Origin of the sequence: Nonomuraea sp. CA-141351 (assembly GCF_050944675.1) — a bacterium.
Lineage (GTDB): Bacteria > Actinomycetota > Actinomycetes > Streptosporangiales > Streptosporangiaceae > Nonomuraea.
The window spans coordinates 563,646-581,620 of record NZ_CP191982.1; the positions used below are offsets into that span (position 1 = coordinate 563,646).

A 17,975-nucleotide genomic window follows, 5' to 3' on the forward strand; every position below is an offset into this window, starting at 1 on the left:
CAGAACTAACAGATCCGGCTGCGCGCCCGCGCGCGCGGCGACTCCAGAGGAGGCGTAGCGATGGACCTTTACGTGCCCATCCTGGTGCTCGCCGTTCTCGCGGGGGGCTTCGCGATCTTCTCGGTCGCCATCGCTCCCTTCACCGGTCCCAAGCGCTGGAACCGCGCCAAGCTTGACGCCTATGAATGCGGCATCGAGCCGACGCCCCAGCCTGTCGGTGGTGGACGGTTCCCGCTCAAATACATGATCACCGCGATGCTCTTCATCGTGTTCGACATCGAGATCATCTTCCTTTACCCGTGGGCGGTCTCGTTCGCGCCGCAGACGAACGACGCGGGCCAGGTGCTCTCCTCCGGCCTGGGGCTGTTCGGCCTCGTGGAGATGCTGCTGTTCATCGTCACCGTGCTCGTGGCCTACGCGTACGTGTGGCGCCGCAAGGGTCTGGACTGGGACTGAAAATGGGACTTGAAGAGAAACTCCCCAGCGGGTTCATCCTCAGCACGGTCGAAGCGGCCGCCGGATGGGCGCGCAAGAACTCCGTGTGGCCGGCCACGTTCGGCCTGGCGTGCTGCGCCATCGAGCTGATGGCCACTGGTGGCCCCCACTACGACCTCGCGCGCTTCGGCATGGAGCGCGCTTCGGCGTCTCCCCGCCAGGCCGACCTGATGATCGTCGCCGGGCGCGTCTCGCAGAAGATGGCCCCCGTGCTGCGGCAGATCTACGACCAGATGGCCGAGCCGAAGTGGGTCATCTCCATGGGCGTGTGCGCCTCCAGCGGCGGCATGTTCAACAACTACGCGATCGTGCAGGGCGTCGACCACGTCGTGCCCGTCGACATCTACCTGCCGGGCTGCCCGCCGCGGCCGGAGATGCTGATCGACGCGATCGTGAAGCTGCACGACAAGATCCAGAACATGAAGTTCGGCGCGCACCGGGCCAAGCAGATCGAGGAGCTCGAGCTCCAGGCGCTGCGCCCGCTGCCGCTGATCGACCAGGGGGCAGTGAAGTGACCTCGCCCGACAACCTCCCCGGCAGCCCGGACAGCGGGGAAACCCCCGAAGTTCCGGTTCCCGCGGTGCCAGAGGCGCCGATCGCCAGGCGCGGCATGTTCGGCGCCGAGGACTCCGGCGACACCTCCGGCTACGGCGGACTCGTTGTGCGCCGGGCGCCGCAGCTGTCCACGCCCCGCCCGTACGGCGGCTACTTCGACGAGCTCGTCGACGCCCTCGGGCTCGACGACGCCATCGAGCGCGTGGTGGTCGACCGCGGCGAGCTGACCCTGCACGTCAAGCGCGAGCGGCTGGTCGAGGTCTGCCAGAAGCTGCGCGACGACCCGGCGCTGCGTTTCGAGCTCTCGCTCGGCGTGTCCGGCGTGCACTACCCGCACCTGGCGGGCGAGGAGCTGCACTCGGTCATCCACCTGTGCTCGATCACCCACAACCGGCGCGTGCGCGTCGAGGCCAGCGCACCGGACTCCGACCCGCACATTCCATCGACTGTCGGCGTTTACCCTGGTCACGACTGGCATGAGCGCGAGGCGTACGACTTTTTCGGGATCGTCTTCGACGGTCACCCCGCGCTCACCCGGATCATGATGCCGGACGACTGGGACGGACACCCCCAGCGGAAGGACTACCCGCTCGGCGGCATCCCGGTCGAATACCGGGGAGCCACCATCCCCTCGCCGGACCAGAGGAGGTCCTACTCGTGAGCACCGCTTATGACGAGGCGACCGAGGGCAAGGTCTACTCGGTCAACGGCGGCGACTGGGACCAGGTCGTCACCGGGGCGCGCGACACCGAAGAAGAGCGCCTGGTCATCAACATGGGCCCGCAGCACCCGTCCACGCACGGCGTGCTCCGCCTGGTCCTGACCCTCGACGGTGAGACGGTGACCGAGGCGCGCAGCGTCATCGGCTACCTGCACACCGGCATCGAGAAGAACATGGAATTCCGGACGTGGACGCAGGGCACCACGTTCGTGACCCGCATGGACTACCTCTCGCCGATCTTCAACGAGACCGCGTACTGCCTGGGCGTGGAGAGGCTGCTCGGCATCGAGGACCGCATCCCTGACCGGGCGCAGGCCATCCGCGTGATGATGATGGAGCTCAACCGCATCTCCTCGCACCTGGTCGCGATGGGTACGTTCGGCATGGAACTGGGCGCGACCACGCCGTTCCTGTTCGGCTACCGCGACCGCGAGATGGTGATGGACCTCTTCGAGTACATCACCGGCCTGCGCATGAACCACGCCTACATCCGGCCTGGCGGCGTGAGTGTCGACCTGCCCGCGGGCGCGGTCGACAAGGTCGGCGAGTTCCTCAAGGAGATGCCCAAGCGGATCAAGGACATCCGCAAGCTCCTCGACGAGAACCCGGTCTACGTGCGCCGCACCAGGGACGTGGGCTACCTCGACCTGACCGGCTGCATGGCCCTAGGCATCACAGGCCCGATCATGCGCGCCGCCGGGCTCCCGTGGGACCTGCGCAAGTCGCAGCCCTACTGCGGCTACGAGACGTACGAGTTCGACGTCGCCACCGAGCGCGGCTGTGACGTCTACTCGCGCTACCTCGTGCGCATGAGGGAGATGGAAGAGTCCCTCAAGATCATTGAGCAGGCCCTGGACCGCATCGCCGGCCCGCTCAAGGGTGACCCGGTGATGATCGAGGACAAGAAGATCGGCTGGCCCGCGCAGCTCGCGCTCGGCCCCGACGGGTTCGGCAACTCGCCCGACCACATCGCCCACATCATGGGCACCTCGATGGAAGCGCTCATCCACCACTTCAAGCTGGTGACCGAGGGCTTCCGGGTGCCGGCCGGGCAGGCGTACGCCAGCATCGAGTCGCCCAAGGGTGAGCTCGGCGCCCACGTGGTCAGCGACGGCGGCACCCGCCCGTACCGCGTGCACTTCCGCGAGCCGTCCTTCTGCAACCTGCAGGGTTTCCCCGCGATGGCAGAGGGCGGCCAGGTCGCCGACGTGATCGCCGCGGTGGCTTCAATCGACCCCGTCATGGGAGGTGTGGACCGGTGACTTATTCACCGGAGATCCGTGAGCGTCTGGAGAAGGACGCCAAGGAGATCATCGGGCGCTACCCGAAGACGCGGTCCGCCCTGCTGCCGCTGCTCCACCTCGTGCAGTCGGAGGACGGCTACGTCTCCGACGACGGGCAGGAGTTCTGTGCCGAGCTGCTCGGCATCAGCAAGGCCGAGGTCACGGGCGTCGCGACCTTCTACACCATGTACAAGCGCAAGCCCGCCGGCGACTATCACGTCGGCGTGTGCATCAACGCTCTGTGCGCGGTCATGGGCGGCGACCAGATCTGGGAGGAGCTGTCGGAGCACGTCGGCGTCGGTCACGAAGAGGCGACCTCCGACGGCAAGGTCTCGCTGGAGCGCATCGAGTGCAACGCGGCCTGCGACTTCGCCCCGGTCATGATGGTCAACTGGGAGTTCTTCGACAACCAGACCCCCGAGTCGGCCAAGCAGCTCGTGGACGACCTGCGCGACGGCAAGGAGGTGCGCCCGACCCGCGGTCCGAAGAAGCTGTGCACCTTCAAGGAGGCCTCGCGCGTGCTCTCCGGCCTGCCCGACGACCTGGCGGGTGACGGCCCCTCGGCCGCCGGCCCCTCGCTCGAGGGCCTGAAGGTCGCCAAGGCCAACGGATGGAAGGCCCCCGAGGCATGAGCACGACTTTGACACCGGTTCTGACAGCGAACTGGGACCAGCCGAACTCCTTCACCCTCGACGTCTACGGCGAGTACGAGGCGGCGAAGAAGGCGCTGGGCATGGACCCGGACGCCGTCATCCAGGCCGTCAAGGACTCCGGCCTGCGCGGCCGCGGCGGCGCGGGCTTCCCGACCGGCATGAAGTGGGGCTTCATCCCGCAGGGTGACGGCAAGCCGCACTATCTCGTCGTCAACGCCGACGAGTCGGAGCCGGGCACCTGCAAGGACATCCCGCTGATGATGGCCAACCCCCACGCGCTGGTCGAGGGCATCATCATCACGTCCTACGCGATCCGGGCCAAGCACGCCTTCATCTACGTGCGCGGCGAGGTGCTCCACGTCATCCGGCGGCTGCACGCGGCCGTGCGGGAGGCGTACGAGAAGGGCTACCTCGGCACCGACATCTTCGGCTCCGGCTTCGACCTCGAGCTGGTCGTGCACAGCGGCGCGGGCGCGTACATCTGCGGCGAGGAGACGGCGCTGCTCGACTCGCTGGAAGGCTTCAGAGGTCAACCGCGACTCAAGCCCCCGTTCCCGGCCGTGGCGGGCCTGTACGCCTCGCCTACTGTCGTGAACAACGTCGAGTCGATCGCCAGTGTTCCCTCGATCATCGGCAACGGCGCCGACTGGTTCGCCGGCATGGGCACCGAGAAGTCCAAGGGCTTCGGCATCTTCTCGCTGAGCGGCCACGTCACCAGGCCCGGCCAGTACGAGGCGCCACTCGGCATCACGCTGCGCGAGCTCCTCGACATGGCGGGCGGCATCAGGGCCGGGCACCAGATCAAGTTCTGGACCCCGGGCGGCTCCTCCACGCCGATCTTCACCGACGAGCACCTCGACGTGCCGCTCGACTTCGAGGCGGTCGGCGCCAAGGGGTCCATGCTGGGCACCCGCGCCCTGCAGATCTTCGACGAGACCACCTGCGTGGTCCGCACGGTGCTGCGCTGGACCGAGTTCTACGCCCACGAGTCCTGCGGCAAGTGCACGCCCTGCCGCGAGGGCACGTACTGGCTCAAGCAGGTGCTCAAGCGCCTGGAGAAGGGCCAGGGCACCGAGGAGGACCTGTCCACGATCACCGACATCGCGGACAACATCCTGGGCCGCTCGTTCTGCGCCCTGGGCGACGGTGCGACCAGCCCGATCCACTCCTCCGTGAAGTACTTCCGCGACGAGTACCTCAAGCACTTCGAGATCGGCGGCTGCCCGTTCGACCCGAAGAAGTCCACTCTCTGGGGTGAGCAGTGACAGTCGTAGAGACCGAGACGAACCTGGTGACCCTGACCATCGACGGGTTCCAGGTCAGTGTGCCCAAGGGCACGTTGATCATCAGGGCAGCCGAGCTGCTGGGCATCCAGATCCCCAGGTTCTGCGACCACCCGCTGCTCGACCCGGCGGCCAACTGCCGCCAGTGCCTGGTCGACATCCCCGACGCGGGCAACGGCCGCGGCTTCCCCAAGCCGCAGCCGTCGTGCGCGATCGAGGTCGCCGAGGGCATGGTCGTGCAGACGCAGCTCACCTCGCCGGTCGCCGAGAAGGCACAGCGCGGGGCCATGGAGCTGCTGCTCATGAACCACCCGCTCGACTGCCCGGTCTGCGACAAGGGCGGCGAGTGCCCCCTGCAGAACCAGGCCATGTCCAACGGTCAGGGCGAGTCCAGGTTCCAGGAGCAGAAGCGGACCTTCCCCAAGCCGCTGCCGCTGTCCACGCAGGTGCTGCTCGACCGCGAGCGCTGCGTCCAGTGCGCCCGGTGCATCCGCTTCTCCGACCAGATCGCCGGTGACCCGCTCATCGAGTTCTTCGAGCGCGGGGCCAAGGAGCAGGTGCGGGTCGCGGACGGCAAGCCGTTCAACTCCTACTTCTCCGGCAACACGGTGCAGATCTGCCCGGTCGGCGCGCTCACCGGCGCCGCCTACCGGTTCAGGGCCCGCCCGTTCGACCTGGTCTCCACGCCGAGCGCGTGCGAGCACTGCGCCTCCGGCTGCGCCCAGCGCACCGACCACCGGCGCGGCCGGGTCACCCGTCGCCTGGCGGGCAACGACCCGCAGGTCAACGAGGAGTGGAACTGCGACAAGGGCCGCTGGGCCTTCGCCTACGCCCAGCAGCCCGACCGGCTCAAGACGCCGCTGGTCCGCAACGAGGAGGGCGTGCTGGTGCCGGCCTCGTGGCCGGAGGCGCTGACGGTGGCGGCCGAGGGCCTGGCCAAGGCGCGCGGCAAGGCCGGCGTGCTGGTCGGTGGCCGGGTCACGGTCGAGGACGCGTACGCGTACGCCAAGTTCGCCCGGGTCGCCCTCCACAGCAACGACGTCGACTTCCGCGCCAGGCCGCACTCCGCCGAGGAGGCGCAGTTCCTGGCCCACGCGGTGGCCGGCAAGGGCATCGAGATCAGCTACACCGACCTCGAGAACGCCCCCCACGTGCTGCTCGTCGGGTTCGAGCCCGAGGATGAGTCGCCCATCGTCTTCCTGCGCCTGCGCAAGGCGTGGATGAAGAAGGGGCTCAAGGTCTCCGCCATCGCCCCGTTCGCCTCACCCGGCCTGGCCAAGATGGGCGGCACGCTCATCCGCACCGCGCCGGGCGGCGAGGCCGACGCCATCGGCGACCTGGTCGGCACGCTGGCCGAGGGCACGATCGTGCTCGCGGGAGAGCGCCTCGCCACTGTGCCGGGCGCCCTGTCCGCCCTCGTACGGCTCGCCACCGCCTCCGACGCCAGGGTCGCCTGGATCCCGCGCAGGGCGGGCGAGCGCGGCGCGGTCGAGGCCGGCGCGCTGCCCAACCTGCTGCCGATCGGCCGTCCGGTCGACGACGAGACCGCCAGGGCCGAGGTCGCCAGGGCGTGGGACGTGGCCTCGCTGCCCGCCACGCCGGGCCGCGACACCTCCGGCATCCTGGAGGCCGCCCGCGCCGGCGAGCTGGACGCGCTGATCGTGGCCGGTGTCGACCCCTACGACCTGGCCGACCCTGCCGCGGCGCTCGAGGCCCTGGAGCACACGCCGTTCATCGTCAGCCTGGAGATCCGCGCCAGCGCCGTCACCGACCGCGCCGACGTGGTCCTGCCCGTCGCCGCGGTTCAGGAGAAGGGCGGCACGTTCGTCAACTGGGAGGGCAGGGGCCGCTCGTTCGAGGCGCCGCTCAAGGTGCCGGGGCTGCAGAGCGACCTGGCCGTGATCGGCAACCTGGCCGACCGGATGGACGTCCACCTGGGCCTGCCGGACGCCAAGTCCGCCAGGCGCGAGCTGTCCAGCCTGGGGGCGTGGCGCGGCAGCCGCGTCACCGCGCCGCACTCCGCCACCCGCGCCCAGGTCGCCCCGGCGACCGGCGAGGCGCTGCTGGCGACCTGGCACCTGCTGCTCGACGAGGGCAGGCTGCAGGACGGCGAGCCGTACCTCGCGGGCACCGCCCGCGCCGCCGAAGCACTGGTCTCCGAGAGCACGGCAGCCGAGCTCGGGGTCGCGGACGGCGACAAGCTCGTCGTCGGCGGCAACGTGACGCTGCCCGTGCGCGTCGCCGACCTGCCGGACCGCGTGGTCTGGGTGCCGACGAACTCCGGCGGCTGCTCGGTCACGCGCGACCTGCGCGCGGTGGCCGGCGATATCGTCACCATCGGGAGCGCCTCATGACCCACGTTCTCGCGGCCGATCCCACCCTCGCCGACTTCGGCAAGGACCCGCTGTGGATCACGATCATCAAGGCCGTGCTGCTCTTCGTCTTCCTGATGCTGGGCGTCCTGTTCGGCGTCTGGTTCGAGCGCAAGCTCATCTCCAGGATGCAGAACCGGTACGGTCCCAACCGGGCCGGCAAGTTCGGCCTGCTGCAGTCGGTGGCCGACGGCCTGAAGATGGGTCTGAAGGAGGACCTCTTCCCGCGGACCGTCGACAAGGTGCTCTACCTGCTGGCCCCGGTCATCATGGTGGTGCCGGCCTTCCTGGCCTTCTCGATCGTGCCGATCGCGCCGATGGTCAACCTGTTCGGCGTGCGGACGCCGCTGCAGCTGGTGGACCTGCCCGTGGCCGTGCTGTTCATGCTGGCCATGGGGGCCGTGTCGGTCTACGGCGTGGTGCTGGCCGGGTGGTCGTCGCGCTCGCCGTACGCGCTGCTCGGCGGTCTGCGGTCGGCGGCGCAGGTGGTCTCGTACGAGATCGCGATGGGCCTGTCGTTCGTGGCCATCTTCCTGTTCGCCGGGACGCTGTCCACCTCGGAGATCGTCAAGGCGCAGGAGCAGACCTGGTTCGTGGTCCTGCTCATCCCGTCCTTCCTGGTCTACGTGATCTGCATGTTCGGCGAGGCCGCGCGCATCCCGTTCGACCTGCCCGAGGGCGAGGGCGAGCTGGTCGGCGGATTCCAGACCGAATACTCCTCGTCGCTGAAGTTCGCCCTGATCATGATGGGCGAGTACCTGCACACCTTCACCGCCTCCGGCATCGCCGTGACGCTGTTCCTCGGCGGTTGGCGGGCGCCGTTCCCGATCTCGCTGTGGGAGGGCGCCAACCAGGGCTACTGGCCGGTGCTGTGGTTCTTCATCAAGTTCGTGCTCACCTTCTGCTTCGTCATCTGGGTGCGGGCCTCGCTGCCGCGGGTTCGCTACGACCAGCTCATGTCGCTGGGCTGGAAGGTGCTGATCCCGGTCAACCTGGCGTGGATCCTGCTGGTGGCCGCCGTGCGCAACGTGGTGGTCAACGACGGCAACAAGACGCTCGGCATCGGACTCGGCGTGGTCATCGTGATCGGGGCGCTGGCCATCTGGATGCGGTTCGACACCGTCAACCAGCGGCGCAAGGAAGCCAGAAAGGCTCAGGTCGAGGCCGAGTTCCAGGAACTGTCCGAAGAGCCGACGGCCGGCGGCTTCCCGGTGCCGCCGCTCGATCTGCCGCACTACCACGGGGTGCAGCACAAGGAGATTCCCAGTGGGACTAACTGATTGGCTGAACCCCGTCAAGGGCTTCGGGGTCACCTTCCACACAATGTTCAAGAAGCCCGTCACGGTGAACTACCCGGAGGAGAAGAGGCCGACGGCCCCTCGCTTCCACGGGCGTCACCAGCTCAACCGCTGGCCTGACGGGCTGGAGAAGTGCGTCGGGTGCGAGCTCTGCGCCTGGGCGTGTCCGGCCGACGCGATCTTCGTCGAGGGCGCGGACAACACCGAGGAGGAGCGGTTCTCGCCGGGTGAGCGTTACGGACGCACGTACCAGATCAACTATCTGCGGTGCATCCTGTGCGGCCTGTGCATCGAGGCCTGCCCGACTCGCGCGCTCACCATGACCAACGAGTACGAGCTCGCCGACACCACGCGCGAGAGCCTCATCTACACCAAGGAGATGCTCCTCGCGCCCCTGACCCAGGGCATGGAGCAGCCGCCGCACCCCATGCGGCTCGGTGAGACCGAAGAGGACTACTACCGGCTGGGGCGGACCAATGGGTGAGACGGTCACGTTCTGGGTGCTCGCCGTCGTGTCCGTCGGCGCCGCGCTCGGCATGGTCTTCAACAGGAAGGCCGTGTACTCCGCGCTGATGCTCGGCACGGTGATGCTCTGCCTCGCGGTCCTGTACGCCGCGCAGGACGCGCCCTTCCTGGCCGCGGTGCAGATCATCGTCTACACCGGCGCGGTCATGATGCTGTTCCTGTTCGTGCTCATGCTGGTGGGAGTCGACTCCTCCGACTCCCTCGTCGAGACGCTCAAGGGCCAGCGCTTCTGGGCGGCCATCGCGGCCATCGGCTTCGTGGTCCTGATCATCCTCGCCTTCGGCAACGCGATCTTCGCGAACCAGGCCGGGCTGGCGCAGGCCACGGCGCAGGGCGGCTACATCCGCTCGATCGCGCTGCTGCTGTTCACCAGGTACGTGTTCGCGTTCGAGATCACCTCGGCGCTGCTGATCACGGCGGCGCTGGGCGCGATGGTGCTGGCGCACCGCGAGAAGCTCGTCGAGAAGCCCACGCAGAAGGACCTGGCCCGCGCCCGGTTCCTCGGCGACCGCCCGTCGCCGCTGCCGGGCCCCGGCACCTACGCCAGGAGCAACGCCATCGACATGCCGGCGCTGCTGCCCGACGGAACGGCGGCCGAGTCCTCGGTCAACCGCTACATCGCGCGCTACGACGTCGAGCACGGCCACCTCCCCGAGGACCCGAGGCTCGCCGAGGCCATCCAGCACACGGCCGAGGAAGACGCCGAGGAGCGTGGCATCGAGCCGCGCGGCGTCGAGCAGAACAATGAGGTGACCAAGTGACGACGCACTACCTCGTACTGTCCGGCCTGCTGTTCGGCATCGGCGCCCTGGGCGTGCTGATCCGGCGTAACGCGATCGTGGTGTTCATGTGCGTGGAGCTCATGCTCAACGCCTGCAACCTCGCCTTCGTCACCTTCTCCAGGCAGGTCGGCAACCTGGAAGGCCAGATCATCGCGTTCTTCGTGATGGTGGTGGCCGCGGCCGAGGTCGTGGTCGGCCTGGCAATCATCGTGACGATCTTCCGAACCCGCAGGTCCGCGTCGGTCGACGACGCCAACCTGCTGAAGTACTAAGAGGTGACTGGTGCAATCTGAAATCGCTCAGATCACCCAGCACACCGGCGGCGTGATCGGAGTCTCCTGGCTGATGATCGCCTTCCCCCTGGTGGGAGCGCTCATCCTCCTGGTGTTCAACCGGTTCACGAACCGCTGGGGCCATCTGCTGGGCGTGGCCATGTCCCTCGCCTCGTTCGTCGTGGCGGTGCTGGCGTTCTTCGAGCTCATAGGGTTCGGGGAAGAGGAGCGCCGGCGGGCCGTCGAGCTCTACGACTTCATCCCCGGCCTGGTGAAGATGGGGCTGCTGATCGACCCCTTGTCGATCAGCTTCGCGCTGCTGATCACCGGTGTGGGCTCGCTGATCCACATCTACTCCATCGGCTACATGGCCCATGACGAGCACCGGCGCAGGTTCTTCTCCTACCTGAACCTGTTCGTGGCCGCGATGCTCCTGCTGGTGCTGGCCGACAACTACGTGGGTCTGTTCATCGGCTGGGAGGGCGTCGGCCTGGCCTCGTACCTGCTGATCGGGTTCTGGCAGTTCAAGCCGTCGGCGGCGGTCGCGGCGAAGAAGGCGTTCATCGTCAACCGCGTCGGTGACTTCGGCCTGCTGGTCGGCATGTTCGTCATCTGGACGTCGTTCGGCACCCTCGCCTTCAAGGACCTCGGGGCCAAGGTGAGCGGCGTCGAGAACGGCACCACGCTGGCCATCGGCCTGCTGCTGCTCCTCGGCGCGTGCGGCAAGTCCGCGCAGCTCCCGCTGCAGTCCTGGCTCCTGGACGCCATGGAGGGCCCGACCCCCGTGTCGGCCCTGATCCACGCGGCCACCATGGTGACCGCCGGCGTCTACCTGGTGGTCCGCTCCGGGGCGTTCTTCTTCCCCGAGGGCTCGGGCGCCGCGCTCGCGGTGTCCATCGTCGGCGCGGCAACGCTGCTCGCCGGTGCGATCATCGGTTGCGCCAAGGACGACATCAAGAAGGGCCTGGCCGGTTCGACGATGTCGCAGATCGGCTACATGATGCTCGGCGCTGGCCTCGGCCCTGCCGGGTACGCGTTCGCGATCGGCCACCTGATCACGCACGGCTTCTTCAAGGCCGACATGTTCCTCGGCGCCGGCTCGGTCATGCACGGCATGAACGACGAGGTGAACATGCGGAAGTACGGCGGGCTGCGCAAGTACATGCCGGTCACTTTCGTCACGTTCTTCATCGGCTACCTGGCGATCATCGGCTTCCCGCTGCTGTCCGGTTACTTCACCAAGGACGGCATCATCGAGACCGCGGTCGAGCACAACCAGGTTCTCGGCTGGCTGGCCGTGCTGGGCGCCGGCATCACCGGCTTCTACATGTCGCGGATGGTCTTCATGACCTTCTTCGGCGAGAAGCGCTGGGCGGAGGACGCTCACCCGCACGAGTCTCCGGCGGTCATGACCTGGCCGCTGATCATCCTGTCGATCGGCTCGATCGGGCTGGGCGGTTACCTCATCCTGAGCAACCGGCTCATGCTGTTCCTCGCCCCGGCCGTCGGCCGGCCGGAGGAGCTGCCCTCCTTCCACTTCGCCAGCGTGCCTGGCCTGGTTACGCTCGCGCTCGTCGCGGTCGGCGCCGGCTTCGCCTGGGTGAAGTACGGCAGGGCCGAGGTGCCGGCCGTGCAGCCGCGCGGGTCGTTCGTCACCACGTTCGCCCGGCGCGACCTGTACGGTGACGCCCTCAACGAGTCGCTCTTCATGCGCCCCGGTCAGTGGCTGACCCGCATCGCGGTGTTCTTCGACAACCGCGGCGTCGACGGGCTGGTCAACGGCCTGGCCGCGGGCATCGGGGGCAGCTCCGGGCGCCTGCGGAGGCTCCAGACGGGCTTCGCAAGAACGTACGCGCTGTCCATCTTCATCGGTGCCGCCCTGCTGACCGGCGCCCTGCTCCTCGTTGGGAACATCTGATGTCACCCTGGCTTCCGATACTCATGGCGGTGCCCGTGGTGGGCGCCATCGTGGTGGCCCTGCTTCCCAAGGGCAGTGACAAGCTGGCCAAGCAGGTCACGCTGCTGGTCTCGCTGCTGACGCTGGTCCTCACGGGTGTCATGGCCGCCGGGTACAAGCCGACGGGCCCGCGCTTCCAGTTCACCGCCGAGTACAACTGGATCCCGAGCTTCGGCGTGAAGTTCGGAGTCGGCGTCGACGGCGTCGCACTCGTGCTGATCGCCCTGTCGGTGGTGCTGGTGCCGATCGTGGTGCTGGCCTCCTGGCACGATGCCGACGGCGTCAAGACCGCCGACGGCACGCTCATCACGCCCAAGCGGTCGGTGAAGACGTACTTCTCGCTGCTGCTAGTGCTCGAGACGATGATGATCGGCGTCTTCGCGGCGACCGACATCTTCCTCTTCTACGTCTTCTTCGAAGCCATGCTGATCCCGATGTACTTCATGATCGGGTCGTACGGCGGTGCCCAGCGGTCCTACGCGGCCGTCAAGTTCCTGCTGTACTCCCTGTTCGGCGGCCTGCTCATGCTGGTCGCGGTCATCGGGCTCTACTTCGTGGCCGGCAAGTCCACGTTCATGTTCCCCGAGCTGATCGGGGCCATCAAGGACCCGGCCATGCAGAAGTGGCTGTTCGGCGGCTTCTTCATCGCCTTCGCGATCAAGGCGCCGCTCTGGCCGGTGCACACCTGGCTGCCCGACGCGGCCGCGCAGGCTCCGGCCGGGGCCGCCGTGCTGCTGGTGGGCGTGCTGGACAAGGTCGGCACGTTCGGGATGCTCCGCTTCTGCCTGGAGCTCTTCCCCGACGCGGCCAAGGCGTTCACGATGCCGATCGTCGTACTGGCGGTCATCAGCATCATCTACGGCGCCATCGTGGCCATCGGGCAGACCGACATGAAGCGGCTCATCGCGTACACGTCGATCTCGCACTTCGGGTTCATCGTGCTCGGCGTGTTCGCCATGTCGGACGTCGCCCAGTCCGGTGCGGCCCTCTACATGGTCAACCACGGCTTCGCCACCGGCGCGCTGTTCCTGGCCGCGGGCTTCCTCATCGCCAGGCGCGGCTCGCCGTTCATCGGGGACTACGGAGGCGTGCAGAAGGTCGCGCCGCTGCTCGCGGGCTTCTTCCTGGTCGCCGGTCTGGCCGGTCTCTCGCTGCCCGGACTGTCGTCGTTCGTGAGCGAGTTCATGGTCATGATCGGGACGTACTCCAGCAAGGCCCACGGCTCGGGGGCCCTGACGGTGGCCGCGGTGATCTCCGCGGTGGCCGTGATCCTCGCCGCCGTCTACATCCTGTGGATGGTCCAGCGCGCCATGAACGGGCCGACCGCCGAGCCGGTCAAGGCGTTCAAGGACCTGAACGCCCGCGAGGTCTGGGTGCTGGCCCCGCTCGTCGCTCTGATCATCGGGTTCGGCTTCTTCCCCAAGCCGCTGCTCGACGTGATCAACCCGTCGGTGCAGCAGACGCTGACCAACGTGCATGTGCCGGCCTCCACCATCGCTGAGAAGGGGACAGGTCAGTGAACTCCATCCCAGCGCCGACGATCGAGTACGGCACGCTGGCGCCGCTGCTGGTGGTTTTCGGCGCGGCCATCATCGGGGTGCTCGTAGAGGCGTTCGCGCCGCGATACCTGCGCAAGTCGATCCACGTGCCACTCACCCTGCTGAGCCTGTTCGGCGCGTTCATGCTGGTGCTCGTGCAGGTCATGCGGGGCAACGTGCCGACCGCACCGGTCGCCATGGGTGCGGTCGCGGTGGACGGGCCCGCGCTGTTCATCTGGGGCGTCATCCTCGTCCTGTCGTTCGTGTGCGTGCTGCTGATCAACGACGAGGGCCACTTCGTCGCCTCGGCCGCGGCCGTGCCCGGCAGCGGCGACGAGGAGGAGGCCGAGGCGGCGGGCGGCGGTCACACCGAGGTGTACCCGCTGGTGCTCTTCGCGGTGGGCGGCATGCTGCTCTTCCCGGCCTCCCACGACCTGCTGATGATGTTCGTGGGCCTCGAGGTCATGTCGCTGCCGCTCTACCTGCTGTGCGGCCTGGCCCGCCGGCGTCGCCTGCTGTCGCAGGAGGCGTCGATGAAGTACTTCCTGCTGGGCGCGTTCTCCTCGGCCTTCTTCCTGTACGGCACCGCGATGGTGTACGGCTTCGCCGGCACCGTCTCGCTGCCCGGCATCAACGCGGCCATGGGCAAGAGCGCGTCGCTCGACCCGATCCTGATGCTCGGGCTCGCGCTGCTCGGCGTCGGCCTGCTGTTCAAGATCGGCGCTGCGCCGTTCCAGGCCTGGAAGCCGGACGTCTACCAGGGCGCTCCCACCCCGATCACCGCTCTGATGGCCTCCGGCACGCTGGTCGCGGCCGTGGGCGCCGTGCTGCGGGTGTTCTGGGTGGGTCTGGGCAACCTCGACTGGAACTGGCGGCCGATCTTCTGGGGCGTCGCCGCGCTCACGATGATCGTCGGCTCGATCCTGGCGATCACGCAGACCGAGATCAAGCGGATGCTGGCGTACTCGTCCATCGCCCACGCGGGCTTCCTGCTCGTCGGCGTGATGGCCACATTCGGCTCCGCGGCCCAGAACGCCGTGTCCCTGAAGGCGATCCTGTTCTACCTGGCGGTCTACGGCATCACCACGGTGGGCGCGTTCGCGGTGGTCACGCTCGTGCGCGACCCCGGCGGCGAGGCCGGGCACCTGTCGCGCTGGGCCGGGCTCGGCAAGCGCGCGCCGGTGCTGGCCGGGGTGTTCGCCTTCTTCCTGCTGGCCTTCGCCGGCATCCCGATGACGAGCGGCTTCTTCGGCAAGTACGCCGTCTTCGCGGCCGCTCTGAACAGCGGAACGCAGCCCGGCGACTCGATGGGCGGCTGGATGGCCGGCCTGGTCGTGGTGGGTGTGGTGGCCTCGGCCATCGCCGCGTTCTTCTACGTCCGCGTCATCGTGCTGATGTTCTTCAGCGAACCCGCGGCCGACGGCCCGGCGATCGCGGTGCCCAGTATGGGGACCGTGGCCGTCATCGCCGTCTCCCTGCTGGTTACCGTAGGAGTGGGGCTCTACCCGGAGTCCGTGCTTGGTGTTGCCAACGACGCTGCTCACAGCCTGTTCATTAGATAAGGGGATCTCGTATGTCTGCGCCTCCCGTGGTTGACCTTCCCATCGAGGACGAGCGGTTGGCGCAGGACCTAGCCACCGGAATGGCTGCGGTCGAGAAGCTCCTGCGCTCGTCGGTGGAGAGCGAGGACGCCTTCGTCACGGAGGCGTCCAAGCACCTCATCGAGGCCGGCGGCAAGCGGTTCCGAACGTTGATGCTGCTGCTCGCCGCGCAGTTCGGCGATCCGTCCGCGCCGGGCGTGGTGCCCGGCGCGGTGGTGATCGAGCTGACCCACCTGGGCTCGCTCTACCACGACGACGTCATGGACGAGGCCCCGGTACGCCGGGGCTCACCGTCCGCCAACGCCCGGTGGGACAACACCGTGGCGATCCTCACCGGCGACTATCTGTTCGCCCAGGCGTCCGACATCCTCGCGGACCTCGGTCCGGAGCTGATCCGCATCCAGGCGCAGACGTTCTCCCGTCTCGTGCAGGGGCAGATCCGCGAGACCATCGGCCCCCGCGACGGTGAGGACCCGATCGCTCACTACCTGGGCGTGCTGGCCGACAAGACCGGCTCCCTGATCGCCGCGTCCGGCCGGTTCGGCGCGCTGCTGTCCGGTGCTCCCGCGGACGTCGAGGAGCGGCTCAGCCGGGCGTGCGAGGCCATCGGCGTGGCCTGGCAGCTCGGAGACGACCTGCTGGACGTGGCGTCCTCCGGTGCCGAGTCGGGCAAGACGCCGGGGACGGACCTGCGCGAGGGCATCAAGACGCTGCCGGTCCTGTACGCGCTGGCGCCGGGGGAGGCTTCCCGCCTGGGCGAGCTGCTGTCGGGGCCGGTGGCGGATGAGAACGTGGACGAGGCATTGACCTTGCTCCGCGCTCACCCTGCCATGGGGCAGGCTCGGGCGGAGCTGGAATCGTGGGTGGACCGGGCTCGTACCGACATCTCCGGCCTCCCCGACATCCCAGCCAGGTCCGCATTTTTGGCGCTATGTGACTATGTGGTCGAGCGTTCCGGCTGATTGCCGGACTCGCCGTGCGGCCCGGGCCGTCCTGAAGCTGTCGTACGTGAAGATCGCCAAGGCCACCCAGACGATCGAGAAGCCGATCCACCGGCTGGACGGCATGGTCTCCTTGGCGATCAGAACGCCGCAGGCGAACTGCAGGATCGGCGCGATGTACTGCAGAAGCCCGATGGTGCTGAGCGGCACCCGGATGGCCGCCGCCCCGAAGCAGATCAGCGGGATGGCGGTGGCCACCCCGCCGCCGATCAGCAACAGGGCATGCCCGAGGCCTTCACCGGTGAACGTCCCCTGCCCGCCCGTCTGCAGGAAGAAGAGGTAGCCGAGTGCGGGCAGGAACAGAACCAGGGTCTCGATGGCGAGACTCTCGGTGGCCGCCACGTTGGCCTGCTTCTTGACCAGCCCGTACACGCCGAAGGTGATGGCCAGCGTGAGCGCGATCCACGGCAGCCGCCCGTAGTCGACCGTCAGCACCAGCACCGCCAGCGCCCCGAACCCGACGGCCACCCACTGCAGCGGCCGCAGCCGCTCCCGCAGCAGCACCACCCCGAACAGCACGCTGACGAGCGGGTTGATGAAGTAGCCCAGAGCGCTCTCGACGACGTGCCCGCTGTTGACCGCGTAGATGTAGACGCCCCAGTTCACGGTGACGAGCACGGCGGCCAGCACCAGCAGGCCCAGCTTCATGGGCTGCCTGATCAGGGGACGAAACCACGACCAATGCCGGCGGACGACCAGCACGGCGGCGACCACGACCAGCGACCACACCATGCGGTGGGCCAGGATCTCGACGGCCCCGGACGGCTTGAGCAGCGGCCAGTAGAGGGGGAACAGGCCCCAGATGGTGTAGGCGGCGATCCCGAACAGGACACCACGCCGAAGGTCAGGCATGAACCCCATCTTCGGCCATTACCACCTTTAAACACAAATTTCGTTCACTATACGGAATTGTGTAGTGACTCTAAAGCGTTCACGCCTATGTACTCTGGGACAAGACCTAGTGGAGGTAGTGCCATGGGCTGGCTTTTCGGCGGCAACAAGACCTCGATGGTCCGACCCGAGGACGCCCTCCCGGGCCGCCCGGACCCCATGCCGATCCCGTCCCGCCACGCGGTCCTCGACGCCCCCCTCACCCCGCCCCCGGGCCTGGAGATCGCCGACTTCGGCCTCGGCTGCTTCTGGGGCGCCGAGCGCAAGTTCTGGCAGACACCCGGGGTCGTCACGACTGCGGTCGGTTACCAGGGCGGGTACACGCCCAACCCGACGTACGAGGAGGTCTGCAGCGGCCTCACGGGGCACGCGGAGGTCGTCCGGGTGGCGTTCGACCCGGCGAAGGTGTCGTACGAGGAGCTCCTGAAGGTCTTCTGGGAGGCCCACGACCCGACGCAGGGCATGCGCCAGGGCAACGACGTGGGGACGCAGTACCGTTCGGCCATCTATTATCACTCGCCGGAGCAGCAGAAGGCGGCTGAGGCCTCTCGGGATGCGTACCAGGGGGTGCTGAAGGCGGCCGGCTATGGCGAGATCTCCACGGAGATCGCCCCCGCGGGGCCGTTCTACTACGCCGAGGATTATCACCAGCAATACCTTTTAAAGCGCCGAACGGCTACTGCGGCCTCGGTGGCACGGGTGTGTCCTGTCCGATGGGTCTGACGGCCTCAGGGGAGTAGTCCCGAAT

The 17,975-nt window shown here is 68.1% G+C and carries 16 protein-coding genes and 1 pseudogene; 16 read left to right on the forward strand and 1 reads right to left on the reverse strand.

All coding sequences use genetic code 11. The annotated features are described in order from the left end of the window. Positions 1-60: 60 nt before the first annotated feature. From ACQPWU_RS02855 to ACQPWU_RS02925, 15 genes are all read left to right on the forward strand, one after another. A complete protein-coding gene (locus tag ACQPWU_RS02855) occupies positions 61-456 on the forward strand; it encodes an NADH-quinone oxidoreductase subunit A (RefSeq protein WP_360705153.1) in 396 nt (131 codons plus the stop codon). A gap of 2 nt (positions 457-458) precedes the next feature. Further along, positions 459-1,010 (forward strand): NuoB/complex I 20 kDa subunit family protein, encoded by a 552-nt coding sequence (locus tag ACQPWU_RS02860; RefSeq protein WP_344998582.1) that lies wholly within the window; start codon positions 459-461, stop codon positions 1,008-1,010. Next, positions 1,007-1,711 carry an NADH-quinone oxidoreductase subunit C gene (locus tag ACQPWU_RS02865; RefSeq protein ID WP_433436764.1) on the forward strand — a complete coding sequence of 235 codons (705 nt, stop codon included), beginning with the start codon at positions 1,007-1,009 and terminating at the stop codon, positions 1,709-1,711. The genes ACQPWU_RS02860 and ACQPWU_RS02865 overlap by 4 nt, the downstream gene beginning before the upstream one ends. Further along, positions 1,708-3,033: an NADH-quinone oxidoreductase subunit D gene (locus ACQPWU_RS02870; RefSeq protein ID WP_360705150.1), complete on the forward strand. Its 1,326-nt coding sequence runs from the start codon at positions 1,708-1,710 to the stop codon at positions 3,031-3,033. The genes ACQPWU_RS02865 and ACQPWU_RS02870 overlap by 4 nt, the downstream gene beginning before the upstream one ends. Beyond that, positions 3,030-3,686 (forward strand): NADH-quinone oxidoreductase subunit NuoE, encoded by a 657-nt coding sequence (gene nuoE / locus ACQPWU_RS02875; protein WP_360705147.1) that lies wholly within the window; start codon positions 3,030-3,032, stop codon positions 3,684-3,686. The genes ACQPWU_RS02870 and nuoE overlap by 4 nt, the downstream gene beginning before the upstream one ends. Continuing rightward, positions 3,683-4,972, forward strand: coding sequence for an NADH-quinone oxidoreductase subunit NuoF (gene nuoF / locus ACQPWU_RS02880; protein WP_360705144.1), 1,290 nt, complete (start codon positions 3,683-3,685; stop codon positions 4,970-4,972). Before nuoE ends, nuoF begins: the two co-directional genes overlap by 4 nt. Continuing rightward, on the forward strand, positions 4,969-7,344 hold the full coding sequence (locus tag ACQPWU_RS02885) for an NADH-quinone oxidoreductase subunit G (protein ID WP_433436765.1): 2,376 nt from the start codon (positions 4,969-4,971) through the stop codon (positions 7,342-7,344). The genes nuoF and ACQPWU_RS02885 overlap by 4 nt, the downstream gene beginning before the upstream one ends. Next, positions 7,341-8,642, forward strand: a complete 1,302-nt coding sequence (gene nuoH, locus ACQPWU_RS02890) for an NADH-quinone oxidoreductase subunit NuoH (protein WP_433436766.1) — start codon at positions 7,341-7,343, stop codon at positions 8,640-8,642. The genes ACQPWU_RS02885 and nuoH overlap by 4 nt, the downstream gene beginning before the upstream one ends. Next, positions 8,629-9,144, forward strand: coding sequence for an NADH-quinone oxidoreductase subunit NuoI (nuoI, locus tag ACQPWU_RS02895; RefSeq protein WP_360701332.1), 516 nt, complete (start codon positions 8,629-8,631; stop codon positions 9,142-9,144). The genes nuoH and nuoI overlap by 14 nt, the downstream gene beginning before the upstream one ends. After that, positions 9,137-9,946: an NADH-quinone oxidoreductase subunit J gene (locus ACQPWU_RS02900; RefSeq protein WP_360701335.1), complete on the forward strand. Its 810-nt coding sequence runs from the start codon at positions 9,137-9,139 to the stop codon at positions 9,944-9,946. The genes nuoI and ACQPWU_RS02900 overlap by 8 nt, the downstream gene beginning before the upstream one ends. Next, the gene (gene nuoK / locus ACQPWU_RS02905) at positions 9,943-10,239 is read left to right on the forward strand and encodes an NADH-quinone oxidoreductase subunit NuoK (protein ID WP_344998565.1); all 297 of its coding nucleotides are present in this window, start codon (positions 9,943-9,945) and stop codon (positions 10,237-10,239) included. The genes ACQPWU_RS02900 and nuoK overlap by 4 nt, the downstream gene beginning before the upstream one ends. Positions 10,240-10,312: 73 nt before the next feature. After that, a complete protein-coding gene (gene nuoL / locus ACQPWU_RS02910; RefSeq protein WP_433445146.1) occupies positions 10,313-12,157 on the forward strand; it encodes an NADH-quinone oxidoreductase subunit L in 1,845 nt (614 codons plus the stop codon). After that, complete coding sequence (locus tag ACQPWU_RS02915) at positions 12,157-13,716, forward strand: NADH-quinone oxidoreductase subunit M (RefSeq protein ID WP_360701337.1); 1,560 nt, start codon at positions 12,157-12,159, stop codon at positions 13,714-13,716. The genes nuoL and ACQPWU_RS02915 overlap by 1 nt, the downstream gene beginning before the upstream one ends. After that, on the forward strand, positions 13,713-15,296 hold the full coding sequence (nuoN, locus tag ACQPWU_RS02920; protein WP_433436767.1) for an NADH-quinone oxidoreductase subunit NuoN: 1,584 nt from the start codon (positions 13,713-13,715) through the stop codon (positions 15,294-15,296). Before ACQPWU_RS02915 ends, nuoN begins: the two co-directional genes overlap by 4 nt. 11 nt (positions 15,297-15,307) lie before the next feature. Next, positions 15,308-16,297, forward strand: a complete 990-nt coding sequence (locus ACQPWU_RS02925) for a polyprenyl synthetase family protein (protein ID WP_433436768.1) — start codon at positions 15,308-15,310, stop codon at positions 16,295-16,297. Here the strand turns inward: ACQPWU_RS02925 and rarD are convergent. Next, positions 16,265-17,188, reverse strand: coding sequence for an EamA family transporter RarD (rarD, locus tag ACQPWU_RS02930; protein WP_433436769.1), 924 nt, complete (start codon positions 17,186-17,188; stop codon positions 16,265-16,267). The two genes, ACQPWU_RS02925 and rarD, sit on opposite strands and share 33 nt — an antisense overlap. A gap of 123 nt (positions 17,189-17,311) precedes the next feature. Between rarD and msrA the strand changes: the two are divergent. After that, positions 17,312-17,967: pseudogene (gene msrA, locus ACQPWU_RS02935) on the forward strand (peptide-methionine (S)-S-oxide reductase MsrA). The last annotated feature ends 8 nt before the right edge of the window (positions 17,968-17,975 follow it).